14 protein-coding genes are annotated in these 19,248 nt (G+C 64.5%); 4 read left to right on the top strand and 10 right to left on the bottom strand.

The window, feature by feature from the left end:
• Positions 1–85: 85 nt before the first annotated feature.
• Both mfd and SxD43FB_RS09645 read right to left on the bottom strand, forming a co-directional pair.
• Entirely contained in the window at positions 86–3,562 is a 3,477-nt protein-coding gene (mfd, locus tag SxD43FB_RS09640; protein WP_096061986.1) for a transcription-repair coupling factor, read from the bottom strand.
• A 155-nt stretch (positions 3,563–3,717) separates the two neighbouring features.
• Positions 3,718–3,984: a succinate dehydrogenase assembly factor 2 gene (locus SxD43FB_RS09645; RefSeq protein ID WP_096062086.1), complete on the bottom strand. Its 267-nt coding sequence runs from the start codon at positions 3,982–3,984 to the stop codon at positions 3,718–3,720.
• A gap of 201 nt (positions 3,985–4,185) precedes the next feature.
• Here SxD43FB_RS09645 and recG point away from each other — a divergent pair, with 201 nt between their 5' ends.
• Both recG and SxD43FB_RS09655 read left to right on the top strand, forming a co-directional pair.
• The gene (gene recG / locus SxD43FB_RS09650; protein WP_096061987.1) at positions 4,186–6,246 is read left to right on the top strand and encodes an ATP-dependent DNA helicase RecG; all 2,061 of its coding nucleotides are present in this window, start codon (positions 4,186–4,188) and stop codon (positions 6,244–6,246) included.
• 272 nt (positions 6,247–6,518) lie between these two features.
• Positions 6,519–7,622: a mechanosensitive ion channel domain-containing protein gene (locus SxD43FB_RS09655; RefSeq protein WP_255245654.1), complete on the top strand. Its 1,104-nt coding sequence runs from the start codon at positions 6,519–6,521 to the stop codon at positions 7,620–7,622.
• Here SxD43FB_RS09655 and SxD43FB_RS09660 read toward each other — a convergent pair.
• Entirely contained in the window at positions 7,594–7,947 is a 354-nt protein-coding gene (locus tag SxD43FB_RS09660) for a PilZ domain-containing protein (RefSeq protein WP_096061989.1), read from the bottom strand. The two genes, SxD43FB_RS09655 and SxD43FB_RS09660, sit on opposite strands and share 29 nt — an antisense overlap.
• A 77-nt stretch (positions 7,948–8,024) precedes the next feature.
• Complete coding sequence (gene tyrS, locus SxD43FB_RS09665; protein ID WP_096061990.1) at positions 8,025–9,242, bottom strand: tyrosine--tRNA ligase; 1,218 nt, start codon at positions 9,240–9,242, stop codon at positions 8,025–8,027.
• 64 nt (positions 9,243–9,306) lie between these two features.
• Here tyrS and SxD43FB_RS09670 point away from each other — a divergent pair, with 64 nt between their 5' ends.
• Complete coding sequence (locus SxD43FB_RS09670; protein ID WP_096061991.1) at positions 9,307–10,392, top strand: anhydro-N-acetylmuramic acid kinase; 1,086 nt, start codon at positions 9,307–9,309, stop codon at positions 10,390–10,392.
• 108 nt (positions 10,393–10,500) lie between these two features.
• On the opposite strand, the gene SxD43FB_RS09675 is transcribed toward SxD43FB_RS09670, so the two are convergent.
• Positions 10,501–11,490 (bottom strand): 2OG-Fe(II) oxygenase, encoded by a 990-nt coding sequence (locus SxD43FB_RS09675; protein ID WP_096061992.1) that lies wholly within the window; start codon positions 11,488–11,490, stop codon positions 10,501–10,503.
• Complete coding sequence (locus SxD43FB_RS09680; RefSeq protein WP_096061993.1) at positions 11,490–12,665, bottom strand: VWA domain-containing protein; 1,176 nt, start codon at positions 12,663–12,665, stop codon at positions 11,490–11,492. The genes SxD43FB_RS09675 and SxD43FB_RS09680 overlap by 1 nt, the downstream gene beginning before the upstream one ends.
• A 132-nt stretch (positions 12,666–12,797) precedes the next feature.
• On the opposite strand from SxD43FB_RS09680, the gene SxD43FB_RS09685 reads away from it, so the two are divergent.
• Entirely contained in the window at positions 12,798–14,177 is a 1,380-nt protein-coding gene (locus SxD43FB_RS09685) for a methyl-accepting chemotaxis protein (RefSeq protein ID WP_096061994.1), read from the top strand.
• On the opposite strand, the gene SxD43FB_RS09690 is transcribed toward SxD43FB_RS09685, so the two are convergent.
• The 4 genes from SxD43FB_RS09690 to rpoD all read right to left on the bottom strand — a co-directional run bounded on the left by SxD43FB_RS09690 (position 14,165) and on the right by rpoD (position 19,139).
• A complete protein-coding gene (locus SxD43FB_RS09690; protein ID WP_096061995.1) occupies positions 14,165–15,199 on the bottom strand; it encodes a hypothetical protein in 1,035 nt (344 codons plus the stop codon). The two genes, SxD43FB_RS09685 and SxD43FB_RS09690, sit on opposite strands and share 13 nt — an antisense overlap.
• 127 nt (positions 15,200–15,326) lie before the next feature.
• Entirely contained in the window at positions 15,327–16,172 is an 846-nt protein-coding gene (locus SxD43FB_RS09695) for a MoxR family ATPase (protein ID WP_037477788.1), read from the bottom strand.
• An 87-nt stretch (positions 16,173–16,259) separates the two neighbouring features.
• Positions 16,260–16,940, bottom strand: a complete 681-nt coding sequence (locus SxD43FB_RS09700) for a hypothetical protein (RefSeq protein WP_096061996.1) — start codon at positions 16,938–16,940, stop codon at positions 16,260–16,262.
• Between the two features lie 141 nt (positions 16,941–17,081).
• Positions 17,082–19,139 (bottom strand): RNA polymerase sigma factor RpoD, encoded by a 2,058-nt coding sequence (gene rpoD, locus SxD43FB_RS09705; protein ID WP_037473480.1) that lies wholly within the window; start codon positions 19,137–19,139, stop codon positions 17,082–17,084.
• Positions 19,140–19,248: the final 109 nt, after the last annotated feature.

Raw genomic sequence — 19,248 nt, forward strand, 5'->3', positions numbered from 1 at the left:
GGCTATGTTGCCCGATCACCTGAGCCAGATGTAGGTATCCACTGTTGCCAGATCATTGCTGACAAGCGACAAAGTCCTGCCCTGGTCAGACCGCAGCTTTGGCCAGCCCCTTCGACAATTGCAAGGCACCGTTGAGGCGCGCGGCGGGATCGGCCCAGGCGCGGTTGACCACGATCTTGCTGTCGGGGCGCAGGCGCGCGACGCCGTCGAGCCGCTGGATATAGGCGATGAGGCCCGCCGGATTGGGGAAACTGTCTTCGAAGAAGCTGACCAGCGCGCCTTTCTGCCCGACATCGATCTTGGCGATATTGGCCTTCACGCAATTCTGCTTGATCTCGATGATCTTGAGAAGATTTTGTGTTGGCGCAGGCAGTTTGCCGAAGCGGTCGATCAGTTCGGCGGCGAAGGATTCGAGCGCCTGGCGGTCTTCCAGCTCGTTGAGGCGGCGATAGAGGCCCATGCGCAGGTCGAGGTCGGGGACATAATCGTCGGGGATCATGATCGGCGCATCGACGCTGATCTGCGGCGAGAAGCTGTCGCGGCGGATTTCGAGGCCGACGCCGCCCGCCTTGGCGTCCATGATCGCTTCTTCCAGCATCGACTGGTAGAGTTCGAAGCCGACTTCGCGGATATGGCCCGATTGTTCGTCGCCGACGAGGTTGCCCGCACCGCGAATATCGAGATCGTGCGATGCAAGCTGGAAGCCTGCGCCGAGCGTGTCGAGATCGGACAAGACCTTGAGCCGCTTTTCCGCTGTTTCGGTGATGATGCGGTTGGCGGGCGTCGTCATATAGGCATAGGCGCGCGTTTTCGATCGGCCGACGCGGCCGCGCAGCTGATAGAGCTGGGCGAGGCCGAAGCGGTCGGCGCGGTGGATGATGAGCGTGTTGGCGCTGGGGATGTCCAGGCCGGATTCGACGATGGTGGTGGAGAGCAGCACATCGTAGCGCTTGTCGTAGAAGGAGGACATGCGTTCCTCCACTTCGGTTGCCGACATCTGGCCATGGGCGACGACGGAGCGGATTTCGGGGACGTCTGTGCGCAGGAATTCCTCGATCTCGGCGAGGTCGGCAATGCGGGGGACGACGAAGAAACTCTGCCCGCCGCGATAATGTTCGCGCAGCAGCGCTTCGCGGATGACGATGCCGTCCCAGGGCATGATATAGGTGCGGACCGCGAGGCGATCGACCGGCGGGGTCTGGATGACCGACAGTTCGCGCAGGCCCGACATCGCCATTTGCAGCGTGCGCGGGATCGGCGTGGCAGTGAGGGTGAGGACATGGACGTCGGTCTTCAAGGACTTCAGCCGTTCCTTGTGGGTGACGCCGAACCGCTGTTCCTCATCGACGATGACGAGGCCGAGCCGCTTGAAATCAATGCCCTTGGTCAGCAGCGCATGGGTGCCGACGACGATATCGACCGTGCCATCGGCGAGGCCCGCTTTGACGGCCTTCGCCTCCTTGTCGGGGACGAGGCGGGAGAGGCGGCCGATATTGACCGGGAATCCGCGGAAGCGTTCCTCGAACTGCATATGATGCTGGCGGGCGAGCAGGGTGGTGGGGCAGATGAGGACGACCTGCATCCCCGCCATCGCCGCGACGAAGGCGGCGCGCAGGGCGACTTCGGTTTTGCCGAAGCCGACATCCCCGCAGACCAGGCGATCCATCGGCTTGCCCGACCCCAGATCCTCGATCACGTCGCTGATCGCGCGGTCCTGATCCTCGGTTTCCTGATAGGGGAAGCGATCGACGAAGGCGGGGTAGCCCGCGACATCGGGTTCGGCGATAGTGGCGGCGCGCAGCGCGCGCTCGGCGGCGGTCTTGAGCAATTCACCCGCAATTTCGCGGATGCGCTCCTTCATCTTGGCCTTGCGCCGCTGCCAGGCTTCGCCGCCGAGCTTGTCGAGGCCGACGCCATCGCTGTCCGACCCGTAGCGGGAGAGGACTTCGAGATTTTCGACCGGCACGAACAGCTTGTCGCCGCCAGCATAGCTCAAGGCGACGCAATCATGCGCCGTCTTGCTGACCGGAATCTGGGTCAGCCCTTCATAACGGCCGATGCCATGGTCCATGTGGACGACGAGATCGCCGGGCGACAGGGTGGCGAGTTCCGCAAGGAAGGCGTCGGTATTCTTCTTGCGCTTCGCGCGGCGGACGAGCCGGTCGCCCAGCATATCCTGTTCGGTCAGGACCGCGACATCGGGGGCGGCAAAGCCATGGTCGAGCGGCAGGACGGTCAGCGTCACGCTGCCATTGGCGGCGATGCCGAGTGCTTCCTGCCAGCCATCGGCGGCGGCGAGCCGCTTGACGCCATGGTCGAGCAGCAGGCCCGACAGCCGTTCGCGCGCGCCGCCCGAATAGCTGGCGATCACCACCTTTTTCTTCGCGCGTTGCAGCGCGGCGATATGCCTGCCGACCGCTTCGTAGATGTTCGTATTTTGCGCGCGTTCGGGCGCGAAGTCGCGCGGGCCATCGACCGAGAAGTCCAGCACGTCGGCGCTGGCGGGTTCATGGAAGGGGGTGGTGGCGTGCATCGGCCGGGTGGCGACGGCTGCGTTCCATTCGGTGGTGTCGAGATAGAGCAGGTCGGGCTTCAATGGCCGATAGGCACCGGGGTCGGAGGTTTTTGCCTGGACCCGGTTGGCATGATAATCGCGGATCGCCTCGAACCGGGCATCGGCGGCCCCGGCGACGCCATGGTCGCGGATGATGACGGTGTCCGCGCCGATATGGTCCGCGAGCGGGACCAGCTTCTCTTCGAACAAGGGTAGCCAATGTTCCATGCCCGCGAGGCGGCGGCCTTCGCTGACCGCCTGATAGAGCGGATCGCCGGTCGCTGTCGCGCCGAAGGTTTCGCGATAGCGGCTGCGGAACCGCTTGATCGTCTCCTCGTCCAGCAGCGCTTCGGAAGCGGGGAGCAGGGTGAAGCCGTCGATGCTGCCGGTGGTGCGCTGGTCGGCGGGGTCGAAGCGGCGGACGGTTTCGATCTCGTCGCCGAAAAAGTCGAGGCGGAGCGGTTGATCCTCGCCGCCGGGAAAGAGATCGACAATGCCGCCGCGAATGGCGAACTCGCCGCGATCATGCACGGTGTCGGTGCGGACATAGCCATTGCCCTGGAGCATGGCGGCAAGGCGCGTGATCGCGATCCGCTCCTTGGGCGCGAGATGGGCGACGAGTTGGCGCACGCGGAACGGGGTGAGCGTCCGCTGCGTCATGGCGGCGAGCGTGGTGACGACCAGTTGCGGTGCCTTGGGCGCGGCTTGCAGCGCGTGCAGGCCCGCCAGGCGCGCGGAGGCGGCGCGCAGCGAGGGGCTGGCCCGGTCATAGGGCAGGCAGTCCCAGGCCGGGATTTCGATGATCCCGATCTCCGGCGCGAAATAATGGGCGGTGTCGGCGATGGCGCGCATCTGCTGCTCATCGGCGGCGATGAATAGCGCGCGGGCCTGACCCGACCCATAGGCCGCGCGGGCGATGTCGGCGAGCAGCCAGGGTTGGAACCCGGCAGGCACGCCAGACAGGGTCAGCGGGGCTTTGGCGCGGGGGATGGTTTGGAGATCGGTCATTGTCGTTGTCGCTATCCAATGATCCTCCCCGGTACGGGGAGGTGGCAGGGCGAAGCCCTGACGGAGGGGGGGATCGTCCGGGCGTGGTGCGGGGGGCGAACCCCCTCCACCACTCGCTTCGCGAGCGGTCCCCCTCCCCGTGCCGGGGAGGATGATCAGTTCTCGATCTTCACGAAATCGAGTTTCAGGAATTTGTCCATCATCGGGCCTTTCCATTCATCGGGCACGGGGATGGTGCCGAGCGCCCAGCCGATGATGTCGGCATCCTGTTCGTCCATGAAGCGTTCGAACCAGGCGATGTCGGCTTCGTCCCATTCGGCATGATAGCGTTCGAAATAGCCGCCGACGGTATAGTCCGCTTCGCGCGTGCCACGGTGCCAGGCGCGGAATTTCATGCGGCGCATCTGGGGATTGTCGTTCATGGTCATTCCCATTTCCGTTCGTCCTGAGTAGCCATTGAGCGAAGTCGAAATGGCGTATCGAAGCGCCGGTGCTTCGATACGGGTCTTCGACTTCGCTCAGCCCCTACTCAGCACGAACGGGAGTAGGGTTGAGCAAAAACAGCCGGGCCGAACGTGCGTTTGAGTATATGTCCTGCCTGGAGTAGAGCGCAGCAGATAGACATGCGACCCGATATTCTCAATCCGCTCTTTGCCGAAATCTCTGTCCTTAAGGGCATTGGCCCGGCGCTGGCCCGCCCGCTGGAGCGGCTGGGGCTGGCGCGCGCGGTCGATATCGCCTTTCATTTGCCGGTCAGTTGGGTCGACCGGCACCTGACCGACGAACTGGACATGGCCGATGCGGGGCGGGTGATCGGCATCGAACTGACGCCGGTGGACTATAAGGCCAGCGGCGGCGCACGGACGCCGTTTCGGGTGCAGGCGACCGACCGCTATGGCAATTATGTGTCGCTCGTCTATTTCGGCAAGAATAGCGGTTGGCCGCGCAAGCTGTTGCCGCTGAACGAAGCCAAATTCGTGTCGGGCAAGCTGGAAAGCTATGGCGAGACGCTCCAGATCGTACATCCCGATGTGCTGCCGCCGGAGGAGGCGGGCAGCGTTCCCTCGCGCGAATCGGTCTATGGCCTGTCCGACGGATTGACCAACAACCGGATGCGCGACCTGGTGGCGCAGGTGCTGGCCCGTGCGCCCGACCTGCCCGAATGGATCGAACCCAGCCTGCTGGCGCAAAAGGGCTGGCCGAGGTGGCGCGAGGCGCTGACGCGCATTCATGCCGATCCGTCCGATGCCCAGGCGCGCGAGCGGCTGGCCTATGACGAGATTTTGGCGGGCCAGTTGGCGTTGATGCTGGTGCGGCAATCGTCGCGGCGGCGGCGGGGCGTACCGATTGCGGGCGATGGGCGGCTGCGGGCGATGCTGAAACTGCCCTTCGCGCCGACCGGGGCGCAGCGGCGCGCATTCGGCGAGATCGAGGGCGACATGGCGCAGGCGACGCCGATGCTGCGGCTGCTGCAGGGGGATGTGGGGTCTGGCAAGACGCTGGTGGCGCTGATGGCGCTGCTCAATGCGGTCGAAGCGGGGATGCAGGGGGCGATGCTGGCCCCGACCGAGATATTGGCGCGGCAACATTATGAGACGCTGCGCAAAATGGCGTCCGGGCTGCCGGTTGAGATTGCCATCCTGACCGGGCGCGACAAGGGCAAGGTGCGCGAGGCGACGTTGATGGGCCTGGCCGATGGCAGCATCGACATATTGGTCGGCACCCATGCGATCTTTCAGGAAAAGGTGCAGTATAAGGCGCTGGGGCTGGCGGTGATCGACGAGCAGCATCGGTTCGGCGTGGCGCAGCGGATGATGCTGGCCAACAAGGCGACCCAGGCGCCGCATCTGCTGGTGATGACGGCGACGCCGATTCCGCGCACGCTGACGCTGACCTATTATGGCGAAATGGAAGTGTCCAAGCTGGACGAGATGCCGCCGGGGCGGCAGCCGATCCAGACGGTGGTGATGGCCGCGACGCGACTGGACGAGGTGGTCGATGCGCTGGCCCGCCATGTGGGGGGCGGGGGGCAGGCCTATTGGGTGTGCCCGTTGGTCGAGGAAAGCGAGACGAGCGATCAGGCGGCGGCCGAGGCGCGCGCGGAATCGCTGCGGCTGCGCTTTGGCGAAGCGGTCGGGCTGGTCCATGGCCGGATGAAAGGGCCGGACAAGGATGCCGCCATGGAGGCCTTCGCCGCCAACCGGACGCAGATATTGGTCGCGACCACGGTGATCGAGGTCGGGGTCGACGTGCCCAATAGCAGCCTGATCATCATCGAGGGCGCCGAACGCTTCGGCCTGGCGCAGTTGCACCAGTTGCGCGGGCGGGTGGGGCGCGGCGACAAGCCCTCGGTCTGCCTGCTGATCCGGGGCGGCGCGCTGGGCGAGACATCGCGCGCGCGGCTGGCGCTGATGCGGGAAACGAATGACGGATTTCTGATCGCCGAGGAAGATTTGCGACTGCGCGGCGCGGGCGAAGTGCTGGGCACGCGGCAATCGGGCGAGGCCGCACTGAAGCTGGCGACGCCCGAACATATGGCCGCGCTGATCGACCCGGCGCGCGATGATGCAAGGCTGCTGATCGAACGCGACGGCGGACTGGACAGCGCGCGCGGACAGGCGGCGCGGGTGTGCCTGTATCTGTTCGAGAAGGATGCGGCTGTGGGGTTGCTCAGGGGGGGGTGACGGGAAGCGATTATTGCCCTCTCCCGCCTTCGCGGGAGAGGCTACGGAGACTTGGCAGCGTGCTGCCCTAGTCGCAGTCGGTGAGGGTCTTCTTCGCTAGGGTTTGCCAGACAGTAAGACAGACCCTCACCCAACCCTCTCCCGTGAAGGCGGGAGAGGGCTAAGAAGAACAGGCCGTTGGCTGAGTGCGACGGTGGGTTGCAGCGCGCGTGGGCGTGAAAGAAGGAAGCCGAGGTCGGCAACCATGCTGCACTTGCGAAACAATCGGCCTAATGCCGCGTTTTCGTGGGATGGACCTCAGCCTCACCCATATCACATCGACGGCAGCCGTTTCGATCGCGCTCGCTGTCGCTTCGGCCTTTCTCCTTCACTGGGCGCTCTATGCCGTCGTGTTGCGCCTGGTGCGGCAGCGGATGGACCCGGTGTTGTTGCCGGCGCTGTTTCAGCCGACGCGGTGGCTGGTGGTGTTGCTGGCGCTGGGGGCGGGGGTGCAGCCGCTGGATCTGGGGCCGCGCGTCGAGGGGCTTTGGTCGATCGGGTCGAAGATGGTCTTCGCGCTGCTGGTCGGCTGGCTGCTGTTCCGACTGATGCGCGCCACCCGCGTGATGATCGAGCGCAGCGCCGACATTAATGCCGAGGATAATCTGAAAGCGCGCCAACGCCATACCCGTGTCCGCATCCTCTATCGCATCGCCCAAAGCGTCATCGCGGTGCTGGTGATCGCGATGATATTGATGGCGATTCCTGGCGTGCGGACGATCGGTGTGACGCTGGCGGCGTCGGCCGGTCTGGTCGGACTGGCCGTAGGCGCTGCGGCCCAGCCTGCGCTCAAGAATTTGATCGCGGGCATCCAGATGGCCTTTTCCGAGCCGATCCGGCTGGACGATGTGGTGATCGTCGAGGGCGAATGGGGCCGGATCGAGGATATCACGCTGACCTTCGTCGTGGTCCGCATATGGGATGATCGGCGCATGGTGGTGCCGGTATCCTATTTCCTCGAAAAGCCGTTTCAGAACTGGACGACCAAGACGTCGGACCTGTTGGGCACGGTGTTCCTCTATGTCGATCCGACTGCCGATGTGGCGCGTATCCGCGAGAAGCTGGTGGAAGTGACGACCGCCAACGCGCGCTGGGACAAGCGGGTCGTGCTGTTGCAGGTGACCGACCATCGTGCCGACGCGCTGGAACTGCGCTGCTTGCTGTCGGCGCGCAATGCCGGGGTGGCGTTCGACCTGCGCTGCGATGTGCGCGAGGCGATGCTGGACTTTTTGCGGACCGAGATGCCCGAAGCGCTAGTGCGCGGGCGGCAGCGGATCGAGACGGCGGAGGGGGCGGCGATGCTGCCTTTTACCAGGCCGTCCGACGCGGCGGGATGAGCGCCATCAGCGCGTCATAGATGCGCGGCTTGATCGGCTCGATGAACTCCATGCCGATCCGGCCATCTTCCACCCAGCGTATGTCGGCGGGCATGTCCTGCACCAGTGGGAGCCACACGGTCACGCGCGCGCTCACCGATACCCTCTCGTCGCTGCGGCACATGAGGCCGAGCGGCGAGATGTTGATGATCCGCACGCTATGGGCGTGATGCCCGGCGGTGACATGGCTGACCAGGTCAACAAGATCGCGGCGCGCCCGGCGCTGATCCACGGAGGGATCGCGCGAGCGTTGGACATGGTCGAGATGGGCAAACAGCGAGGACATGGCCGCAGCCTGCCCGTCTAGATGTGAACGACGTCCTGCCAGAAAGCGTTAATGTCGGCCTAAGACTCTATTCCCCGTCAGGCGACGATCATGCCGTGCTTTTTCGCGCCGAAACTCACTTTGTCGCCTGCATTCAGCGTCATGGCCGGATCGGTCACGACTTGGCCATTCACGCGAATCGCGCCTTCGGCCAGCTTGCGCCGGACTTCCTTGTTCGATGGCGCAAAGCCGAGGCCAGCGGTCGCCTGAACGACGGTCAGGCCGTCGGTGCCGAGGCTGACGGTCGGCAGGTTGGCGTCGGATGCCCCTTCCTCGAACGTCCTGCGCGCGGTTTCGGCGGCGGCGGTGGCGGCGTCCGTGCCATGCGCCATGGCGGTCGCGGCATCGGCCAGCAGTTTCTTGGCTGCGTTGATCTCCGCACCCTGCGCTGCTTCCAGCCGGGCAATTTCGTCGAGCGGCAGGTCGGTGAACAGGCGCATGAAGCGGCCGACATCGGCATCCTGCGTGTTGCGCCAGAATTGCCAGTAGTCATAGGGCGAGAGCGCATCGGCATTGAGCCACACCGCGCCCTTGGCGGTCTTGCCCATCTTGCCGCCGTCCGCCGTGGTGATGAGCGGGGAGGTAAGGCCGAAGACCTGGGTACCATCGACCCGGCGGGCGAGTTCGATGCCGTTGACGATATTGCCCCACTGGTCCGACCCGCCCATTTGCAGGCGGCAGGCGGCGCGGCGCGACAGTTCCAGAAAGTCGTAGGCCTGCAGGATCATGTAATTGAATTCGAGGAAGCTGAGCGATTGTTCGCGGTCGAGCCGCAGCTTGACCGAATCGAAGCTCAGCATCCGGTTGACCGAGAAATGCTGGCCGATGTCGCGCAGGAAGGGGATATATTCGAGCTTGTCGAGCCAGTCGGCATTGTCGACCATCACCGCGTCGGTCGGGCCATCGCCGAATGTCAGGAAGCGTTCGAATACGCGCTTGATGCTCGCGACATTCTCCGCGATCTTTTCGTTGGTCAGCAGCGAGCGGGCTTCGTCGCGCAGCGAAGGATCGCCGATCTTGCCGGTGCCGCCGCCCATCAGGACGATCGGCTTGTGCCCCGCCTGCTGCATCCGCCGCAGCATCATGATCTGCACCAGGCTGCCGACATGAAGCGAGGGCGCGGTGGGATCGAAGCCGATATAGCCCGGCACCACCTGGCTTACGGCCATGGCGTCGAGGCCGGCCGCGTCGGTTAGCTGGTGGATGTAGCCGCGCGCTTCGAGCAGGCGCAGAAGATCGGACTGATAGTTGCTCATGGGCCGCGCCTGTAGCATTGGCGATGCGTGGCGAAAAGTCCCCCATCTGAACGGAGTTCAATGAATGCTGGCAATTGGCCTGATGTCCGGGACGTCGCGCGACGGGATCGACGCGGCGCTGATCGAGACGGATGGGGCGGGGGCGGTGACGCCGGTCGCCTTTCACGCCAAGGCGTATGAGGATGGGTTTCGCGTGCGGCTGGCGGAAAGCTGCACGCGGGCAATGGCGATGGACGCGCCGGGATTCGAGCCGCTCATCGCGTCGGTCGAAGGCGAACTGAACGCATTGCATGTCGAGGCGATCGCCGACCTGCTGGGGCGCAGCGGGCATGTGGCGCAGGATATCGGCGTGATCGGCTTTCATGGCCATACCGTGGCGCATCGGCCCGACCGGGGCTGGACCTGGCAGATTGGCGACGGAGCGGCATTGGCGGGCGCGTTCGGCATTACGGTGGTGGGCGACTTGCGCAGTGCCGACGTGGCGGCGGGCGGGCAGGGTGCGCCGCTGATGCCGGTCTATCATCGCGCGCTGGCCGATGGGCTGGCGAAACCTGCCGCGATCCTGAACCTGGGCGGAGTGGCCAATATTACCGCTATTGGGATGGATGGCGATCTGGTCGCGTTCGACACCGGCATGGCGAGCGGGCTGATCGACAATTGGATGCAGGCGCAGGGCAACACGGCCTATGATGAAGGCGGCGCGGCGGCGGGGCGGGGGCGCGTCGATGAAGCGCGGTTGGCGGCGATGCTGGCCGATCCCTGGTTTGATCTGCCGCCGCCCAAGAGCATCGACCGGGAAGCCTTTACCATCGACGCGGTGCTGGGCCTGAGCCTGGAGGACGGCGCGGCGACGCTGACCGCTTTTTCGGCCGCAGCAGTGGCGCGGGCGATCGACCATCTGGCGGTACGCCCCACCTGCATCCATGTCGCGGGCGGCGGGCGGCATAATGCCACCTTGATGGCGATGCTGCGGGCGCGGACCGGGCTGGACGTGGTGCCGGTCGATGGCCTGGGCTGGGACGGCGACGCGCTGGAGGCGCAGGGCTTTGCCTATATGGCGGTGCGGTCGATGCTGGGGCTGCCGATCAGCTTTCCGGGGACGACGGGCGTGCCGGAGCCGATGACGGGTGGGGTAGTGTTTCGGCCTTAACTTCGCATATTTCCCGGCAATCGTGACATTTTGTTGCGCGGGATTGATCCTATCGCAAAGTGCGTGGCGCATCATAGCAGGCGAGACTGCTGTAGGACAGCCGGGGCATCACGTCATCGCCTCATGCCGGCCAAAGCCGTCCGTGCTTTCGGATGGTCGCTGCCTGATCCAGCGGCTGGCAATACGTTTTGTACCTGATCGTACTGCCAGTCCAGCATGTTCGCTCATCGGGTCGGGGCGGCCATCGGGCAGGCAGTTGGCAAAGAGCAGGCCATCACCCTTGCGCCCGCGATGGGTGAGGCCGAGGCGGGTGAAACGGGTTTCGCCGCCGTCATACTCCTCGTTGAGATAGACCAGCAGGGTGAGCGCACGCTGGTTGGCGAGACCGGGGACAGCGTCGAGATGGGGGCGATAGTGCTGGCCGGGTTGGTAGCGCAATATCTGGAGGGTTTCGCCCTGTTCGACCGTCGTTCCGCTCACCGCTGCCAGCCGCCGATTGATGGCGTGGATGGCAGGCCATTCGGAGACAATCGGGAAGCCCGCCGCGTCCGAACTTCGGATCGGGTCGGCGACGAAGCGGCCTTGCCCTTCATGGAAGATCAGCGCCGGGCGCTGACGCCCTTCGGACAGGTCGGCGAGCAGGTCGCATTCCGACGGGGTGATCAAGGCGGGTATGGCTTGGATGTGGGGTTGATCGACTAATATGTGTCGGGGCGGAAGATCTAGCGGGTCGCCCGACTGGTCGATCGCCATTGTCGCGATCAGCGCGGATTGCCGGGCCGCAAGCGGATCTCGATCAGCCCAGGCTTGGAGCAGGGCGAGCGCTCCGGTCCAATCGCGTGTACCGCCCACGCCCGTTGCCAGGAAGCCTGCGAGCATACGCGCTGCGCCGATATTCCCGGCATTTGCGGCGGCATGCATGTCGGCGCGGGCGGCAGGCAAGGCCCGGGGCATCAGTCGCCCTTCGACCCGCCAGAGGGCGCGCAGCCCGAGCGCTGTGCCATCGCCCTGCGCGCAGGCGGCGTCCACCAACGCGCGAGCGGCGGTATTTTTGTCCTGCCGCAGCAGCGCCAGCACCTGTTCGACGACCCCAGCCATCACCGCTTCCGCGTCAATTCCCGCATCGCTTCGTCTATCCCCTCGATCGTCAGCGGATACATGCGGTCGTTCATCAGGTCGCGGATCAGGCGGGTGGATTGGCTATAGCCCCAATGGGCCTGCGGTGTTGGGTTGAGCCAGACGGTGGCGGGGTAGGTGTGGGCGACCCTTTCGAGCCAGACCGCGCCTGCTTCCTCGTTCATATGTTCGACCGATCCGCCCGGATGGCTGATCTCATAGGGGCTCATCGCTGCGTCGCCGACGAAAATCACCTTATAATCATGGCCATATTTGTGGAGAATGTCCCAGGTCGGCGTGCGCTCGGCGAAGCGGCGGCGGTTGTCCTTCCACACGCCTTCATAGAGGCAGTTGTGGAAGTAGAAAAATTCCAGATTCTTGAATTCGCCGGTCGCGGCGGAGAATAATTCTTCGCACAGCGTGATGAACGGGTCCATCGATCCGCCGACGTCGAGAAAAAGCAGCAGCTTGACCGCATTATGCCGTTCGGGCCGCATGCGGATGTCGAGCCAGCCCTGGCGCGCGGTGCCGCGGATGGTTTCGTCGAGGTCGAGTTCGTCGGCTGCGCCCTCGCGCGCGAAACGGCGTAGGCGGCGCAGCGCGACCTTGATGTTCCGGGTGCCCAGTTCCTTGGTGTTATCGAGATTGGCGAAGTCGCGCTTTTCCCAGACCTTGATCGCGCGCTTGTGGCGCGATTCCCCGCCGATGCGGACGCCTTCGGGATTATAGCCGCCATGGCCGAAGGGCGAGGTGCCGCCGGTGCCGACCCATTTATTGCCGCCCTGATGCCGCCCCTTCTGCTCCTCCAACCGCTTCTTGAGCGTGTCCATGATCTCGTCCCAGTCACCCAGCGACTTGATCTTCTCCATCTCTTCGGCGCTCAGATATTTTTCCGCGACGAGGCGGAGCCATTCTTCGGGGATGTCGGCCTCGACACCTTCCGCGCTGAACACGCCCTTGAACACCTGCGCGAAGACCTGGTCGAAGCGGTCGAGCAGGCCCTCATCCTTCACATAGGTCGCACGGGCGAGATAATAGAAATCCTCCGGGCGGCGGGCGATGACATCGCGGTCGAGCGCTTCGAGGAGCAGCAGATGCTCCTTGATGCTGGCGGGAATGCCTGCCGCGCGCAGGGCGTCGAGAAAGTTGAGCAACATGGGAAGGCTTGTCGGACAGGGCGCGCGCCGATGCAAGCCGGTCGCGCGATCATAACGGCAGCACAATATTAAGTGTTGCAGTGCAGGGTTAATGCGTCACTATCCAGACATAATTGACGTTGCGGGGCGCGCTTGAAAAACGGGGACTTACTGGCCGATTTGGGCGAAAGATCGGGCGACATTGCATTGCAATGCAGCGAAACAGCCGGGTTTCTGGGCGCGCTCAATCACCGTATCCAGGGCGACGCCGCGCAACTGGCGGACTTGCAGGCGAATATGGATGCGCTGGCGGCCAGCCATGGCGAAAGCGTGACGGCGGCGCAGGAATTGCGTCTGACCGCGCGGCGGGCCGGGCAGATCTTGGCCGAGGGGCATGACGTCATCACCCTGTCGATCGGTGAGCTGACTGGTCTGGTCGAGCATGTCACCGGGCTGGAGGGGCATTTGCGCCAATTTCTCAGTGTGATCGAGGCGGTCGGCGATGTGTCCGACGAACTGGGTGCGATCGCGCGGCAAACGCGGCTGCTCGGCGTCAATGCCGCGATTGAGGCGGCGCGCGGGGGCGCAGCGACGCAGGGCTTTGCCGTGGTGGCGGACGAAATCCGGCGGCTGGCGGGACAGGCGGGGGAATCGGCCGCGTCGGTCGGCGACACGCTGCACCAGCTCGATCGCGATGCGCGCCAACTGATCGGCGGGGTTGAAGCCAATATCGTGCGGGGGCGCGGCGTCGGCAGGCATATCGACCGGCTGCGGCTGAGCATGGCCGAAATCGCATCGCTGGTGACGCAATTTGGCGAGCGATCCGAAACGATAGTGGCCTGCACCGATGCGGCAGATGGCGACGTCGCGGCGCTGCGCCATGGCCTGACGACGTTCCGCCAGTCGGCCAGCGAGAGCGCGGCGCGGGCGGACGAGGCGCGGGTGCAGCTCGAAGGGCTGGAGTCCATGGCCAATGCGATGCTCAACAGCGCCGCGCACGGGCCGCAACGCACGCGCAACAGCCGCTATATCGCGCTGGCCGAGGAAGGCGCGGAGGAGATCGGCGCGTTGATCGAGCAGGGGCTTAGCGACGGACATATCGACACGGCGCAGCTATTTGATGTCGATTATCGCCGCGTCGCCGGGTCGGACCCGGCGCAATATCAGACCGGCTTCACCGCCTTTGCCGACGCGATGCTGCGCCCGGCGCTGGACCGGCACACGGCGCAGGACAGCGCGATCGTGGGCTGCTGCCTGATCGACATGAACGGCTATCTGCCGACCCATATCAGCGCGCGAAGCCAGCCGCAGCGGCCCGGCGCGCATCACTGGAACATGGAACATGCGCGCAACCGCCAGATTTTCATGGACAGCCAGACCCGCCGTGCGCTGGACGGTGAGGGCGATTTCTTCCTCTATACCTATCGCCAGGATCTGGGCGAAGGCCGCTATCGCGCGCTGCGCAGCGTGTTCGTGCCGCTGGTCTTCGGCGGGCGACGCTGGGGCCTGTATGAAGTGGGTTACCTCATCTGATTGGCCTGCACCAGCGTCACCTCGCCGGTCGCGGTGTAGGCGGCGGTGGCGCTCGCCTTGGCGGTGTAGGGATCGTCGCCGTCGAGGATGGCGGCGACCTGGCGGGGGCTGGGGACGCGGTCGTAGGTGCCGTAGAGGTCGGTCTGGCCGACCATGTGAATCGACAGCTTATAGCCTGCGCCGCTGGTGGCGGGATCGAAGGCGAGGACGGTGCCGCTGTCATCGACGGGCACGATGATCGCGCCGTCGGTGCGGCCGACCTGTTGCAGCATGTCGTAACTGCCCTGCGCGGTGGTGACGGTGCCGCGCACGCACAGCGCGTCCTTGCCCTCGCGCGGCATGCGGACCTCTTGCGGCACGGATTCGCCGGTCCCGGTCGTGCGAGTGAGGCGGGCGTCCTTGTTGGCGGCTACCGGGCAGGCGTCGAACCGGGCGGGGGCGGTGGCGTGGAGCGAGGCCGGATCGTCCAGTGTCATCTGCGCAAGCATGGCGTCCAGCCCGGCCAGCACTTCGGCACGGCGTTCGGTCGGGCCGGTGACGCGGATCTTGGCGATCCAGCGGCCGGCATGGACGAAGCCTGCCGCGGTGGTGAGCGCGCCATCGGCCGCATCATCATAGACGGCGCGGATCGCGCGGTCGGCCTGGCCCGCGACGGGCGCGCTGGCATAGGCGGTGCGGCGGGTCTTGGGGCCGAACCGCTCCATCACCGCCTTGTCGGTCATATAGGCAGCGAGCGAGGCGTCGGCATAGGTGGGCAGATAGACATAGAGCGTCGCCTGCACCGCGCCATCCTGCGAGACATATTGCGCATAATTGTCGATCCCGCGACCGCCGTTGGAGGCTTCGCCGCTCTTGGTGAGCGAGAGAGTGGCGATGCTGTGGGGCAGGCTGATCCCGGCGGCGCTCGCGCGGATGCTGCTATCGGTCGGCGTCCAGGCTTCGAGCGTATCTTCGGCTTGCGCGGCAATGGGCGCGGCCAGACAGAGGGCGGCGGTAAAGAGAAAAAGGGCGCGCTTTGGCATTGGCATCCAGCTCCTGATCCAGACCGTCTTGGCGCGGCGTTGAATAGTTACAGGAAGGCTACAGACAATGCGCGCGGGTGCAAGCGGATTCGCGCGAGATTATGGGGATCTGCGTTGGGGTGAGCCGTTACCGGCCCTGACGCCGCGCCATGAAGGCCAGGCGTTCGAACAGCATGATGTCCTGCTCATTCTTGAGCAGCGCGCCATGAAGCGGAGGAATCGCCTTTGTGGGATCGCTATTCTGGAGAACGTCGAGCGGCATGTCCTCGTTCAGCAGCAGCTTGAGCCAGTCGAGCAATTCGCTGGTCGAGGGCTTTTTCTTGAGGCCCGGAACGTCGCGAATCTCGTAGAAAATATCCATCGCTTTGCTCACCAGGATTTTCTGGATGCCGGGGAAATGGACATCGACGATCGCCTGCATCGTCTGACGATCAGGGAATTTGATATAGTGAAAGAAGCAGCGGCGCAGGAAGGCGTCGGGCAGTTCCTTCTCATTATTCGAGGTGATGATGACCACGGGGCGGTCGGCGGCGGCGATCGTCTCGCCGGTTTCATAGACGTGGAAGGCCATGCGATCGAGTTCCTGCAGCAGATCGTTGGGGAATTCGATGTCGGCCTTGTCGATTTCGTCGATCAGCAACACGGGGAGGGTAGGCGAGGTGAACGCCTCCCACAGCTTGCCCTTGCGGATATAGTTAGAGATTTCGTGGACGCGCGGGTCGCCGAGCTGGCCGTCGCGCAGGCGGGCGACGGCATCATATTCATAGAGGCCCTGATGCGCCTTGGTCGTCGATTTGACGTTCCATTCGATCAGTGGGGCACCGAGCGCCGTCGCGATTTCCTGGGCCAGCACGGTCTTGCCGGTGCCCGGTTCCCCCTTCACGAGCAAGGGGCGGCGCAGCAGCACGGCGGCGTTAACCGCGACCTTCAGATCGTCGGTGGCGACATAGTCCTGGGTGCCTTCAAAACGCATCATCGTCCGCCTGCTTAGCCTGTCACTGTGGCGGGACTAGGCAAAGCGGCGCATGGGCGCAAGCCGTGTGGGCGGTATCGGTGGGGTTCAGTCTTGCCGCGCGCGCACATCGGCGCGGGCGGCGAGCAAGTCCCACAGGCCGCGATGCTGGTTGAGCAACTGGCGTGCGCCGAACTGGATGGCCCGGTCGACGCCGTCATCGCCGCCGATCGCGCGGGCGACATCGAGCGTGGCGGCGCGGTCGGGCAGGGAGCAGGCATGGGGTTCGATGCCCGCGCGCAGGGCGGCGATGTCGAGCACCTGGCGCACGGCGCGCCAGTCGAGGACCAGTGCCATCGCCGCGCCCATGGCGCAGCCGCGCCGGTCGGACTGGGCGAGCATGTCGAGCGCATGGCGTTGCTGGCTGACGGCGGTTTCGCAATCAGCCTGGCCAGCGGTGCTGGGGACGGGACCGGCGGCGACGGTCACCTGGGTGATATAGGCGCGTTCGGCAGCGAAGGCGTCGGCGGCTTCGATCAGCCAGCCGCGCGCGGCATTGTCGGCCGAGCGGGTGGCGGCATGATCGATGACGCCGGGATGGCGGCCATGAAGCAGGCAGAGATAATAGGCCGCGTCCGCAAGGTCGCCGAGCGACAGCAGCGTGTCACGGGCAATGCCAGTCCCCGCGCGCAGCGCATAGCTATGCGCTGCGGTGCCATCGGCAGCGACCAGCGCCTCCAATATCCGCGCGATATCGCCAAATTGGTAGCGGGGTGCCGCTTCACTCATGCCAGGATTCCTGTCTTGCCCGATCCGCCGACGGGCTTCGCAACGCAGGTTAAGCAAAAGGGGGTAAAGAAGCGGTTTACGCCGACATAAAAAAGGGCGACCCGCGGGCCGCCCATTTTCATGTCGCTGAAAAGCGGCAGATTATTGGTCGAGGAAGCTGCGCATCTTGCGGCTGCGCGAAGGGTGTTTGAGCTTGCGCAGCGCCTTCGCTTCGATCTGACGGATGCGCTCGCGGGTCACGCTGAACTGCTGCCCGACCTCTTCCAGCGTATGATCGGTGTTCATGCCGATACCGAAACGCATGCGCAGCACGCGCTCTTCGCGCGGGGTTAGGCTGGCGAGGACGCGGGTGACCGTTTCCTTGAGGTTCGCTTGGATCGCGGCATCCACGGGGATGATGGCATTCTTGTCCTCGATGAAATCGCCGAGGTGACTATCTTCCTCGTCGCCGATCGGCGTTTCGAGGGAGATCGGCTCCTTGGCGATCTTCATCACCTTGCGCACCTTCTCCAGCGGCATGGAGAGGCGCTCGGCCATCTCTTCCGGGGTCGGTTCGCGGCCCTGCTCGTGCAGGAACTGGCGGCTGGTGCGCACCAGCTTGTTGATCGTCTCGATCATATGGACCGGGATGCGGATGGTGCGCGCCTGATCGGCGATCGAGCGGGTGATCGCCTGCCGGATCCACCAGGTCGCATAGGTGCTGAACTTGTAGCCGCGGCGATATTCGAACTTATCGACCGCCTTCATCAGGCCGATATTGCCTTCCTGAATGAGATCCAGAAATTGCAGGCCGCGATTGGTGTATTTTTTGGCGATCGAGATGACGAGGCGCAGATTGGCTTCGACCATTTCCTTCTTGGCGATGCGCGCTTCGCGTTCGCCCTTTTGCACCATGTTGACGATGCGGCGGAATTCGCCGAGCGACATGCCGGTGGCCTGCGCGATTTCGCTGACTTCGTTGCGGATGCGTTCGACCGCGCGCGCTTCCGCGGCGGCGAAGGCGGCCCATTTCTTGTCGATGCCGCTGACCCGGTCGAGCCAGGCATCGTCCAGTTCGAAATTGACGTAGCGGTCGAGGAAATCCTTGCGGCTGACCTTGTGGCGCTCGGCCAGGCGCAGCATCTGCCCGCCCAGCGCGGTCAAGCGACGGTTATAGGCATAGAGTTGATCGACCAGATATTCGATCTTCTGCTGATGGAACTGGACGCTTTCGACCTGCGCGGTCAGGCTTTCGCGCAACTCCTGATAATCATCCTCATCCTTCTGGCTCAGCACTTCGCCGGTGCCCATGGCGAGCATGCGCGACGATTGAATGGCCGAAAAGGCGCGGAAGATTTCGGTGATGGTGGCGAACTTCTCCAGCGCGATCGGCTTGAGCGTCTCTTCCATCTGAGCGAGGGAGAGGGTGTTGTCCTCCTCCTCTTCCTCTTCGACGCGGCGGGTGCGGCGTTCGGTGCCGTCCTCATCCTCGTCGGCGTCGGCGGATTCCTCCTCCGGCTCTTCTTCTTCCTTGAAGCTCGGACCAGCGGTCTTCTCGCTGATCTCGCCATCATCATCCTCGGCGCCCTCCTCCAGGCTTTCCGGGGCAGGGTCTTTGGACAGCATGGCGTCGAGATCGAGAATCTCGCGCAGCTGCATTTCGCCATTGTTGAGCGCGGTCGACCATTCGATGATCGCGTTGAAGGTGGTCGGGCTTTCGCACAGACCCAGGATCATGGTGTCGCGACCGGCCTCGATCCGCTTGGCGATGGCGATTTCGCCCTCACGGCTGAGCAACTCCACCGCGCCCATTTCGCGCAGATACATGCGAACGGGATCGTCGGTGCGATCGACCGTTTCCTTCTTCTTTTCGGTGACCAGGCGCGGCGAGCCATCGTCATCGTCCGCCGCCTCATTGGCGTCGTCGTTGTCGTCCTCGCGCTGCTGGTCCTCGCCATCTTCGCTGGCTTCTTCATTTTCGACGATGTTGACGCCCATGTCGTTGAGCGCGGACATGACATCTTCGATCTGCTCGGAGGACATCTGGTCCTGCGGCAGGGCGTTGTTCAGCTCGTCATAGGTGATGTAGCCACGCTTTTTGGCGCGGGCGAGCAGCTTCTTGACCGAGGCTTCGTTGAGGTCGAGCAGGGGCGCATCGCCACCTTCATCCCCACCATCGCCTGCACCCGCCGCATTCTTGCTGTTCGCCTTGGTCGCCATCTATTCGCCTTAACTCCGCCGCTCCCTCTGGCGGGAGCGATCAATTCCAATGCATCGTCCGCCAAAGGGACGTTTCGTTCAAACCTTGCCGCCCCGCGAGGGAACGGCT

The organism is Sphingobium sp. D43FB, from assembly GCF_002312805.1.
Classification (GTDB): Bacteria; Pseudomonadota; Alphaproteobacteria; order Sphingomonadales; family Sphingomonadaceae; genus Sphingobium.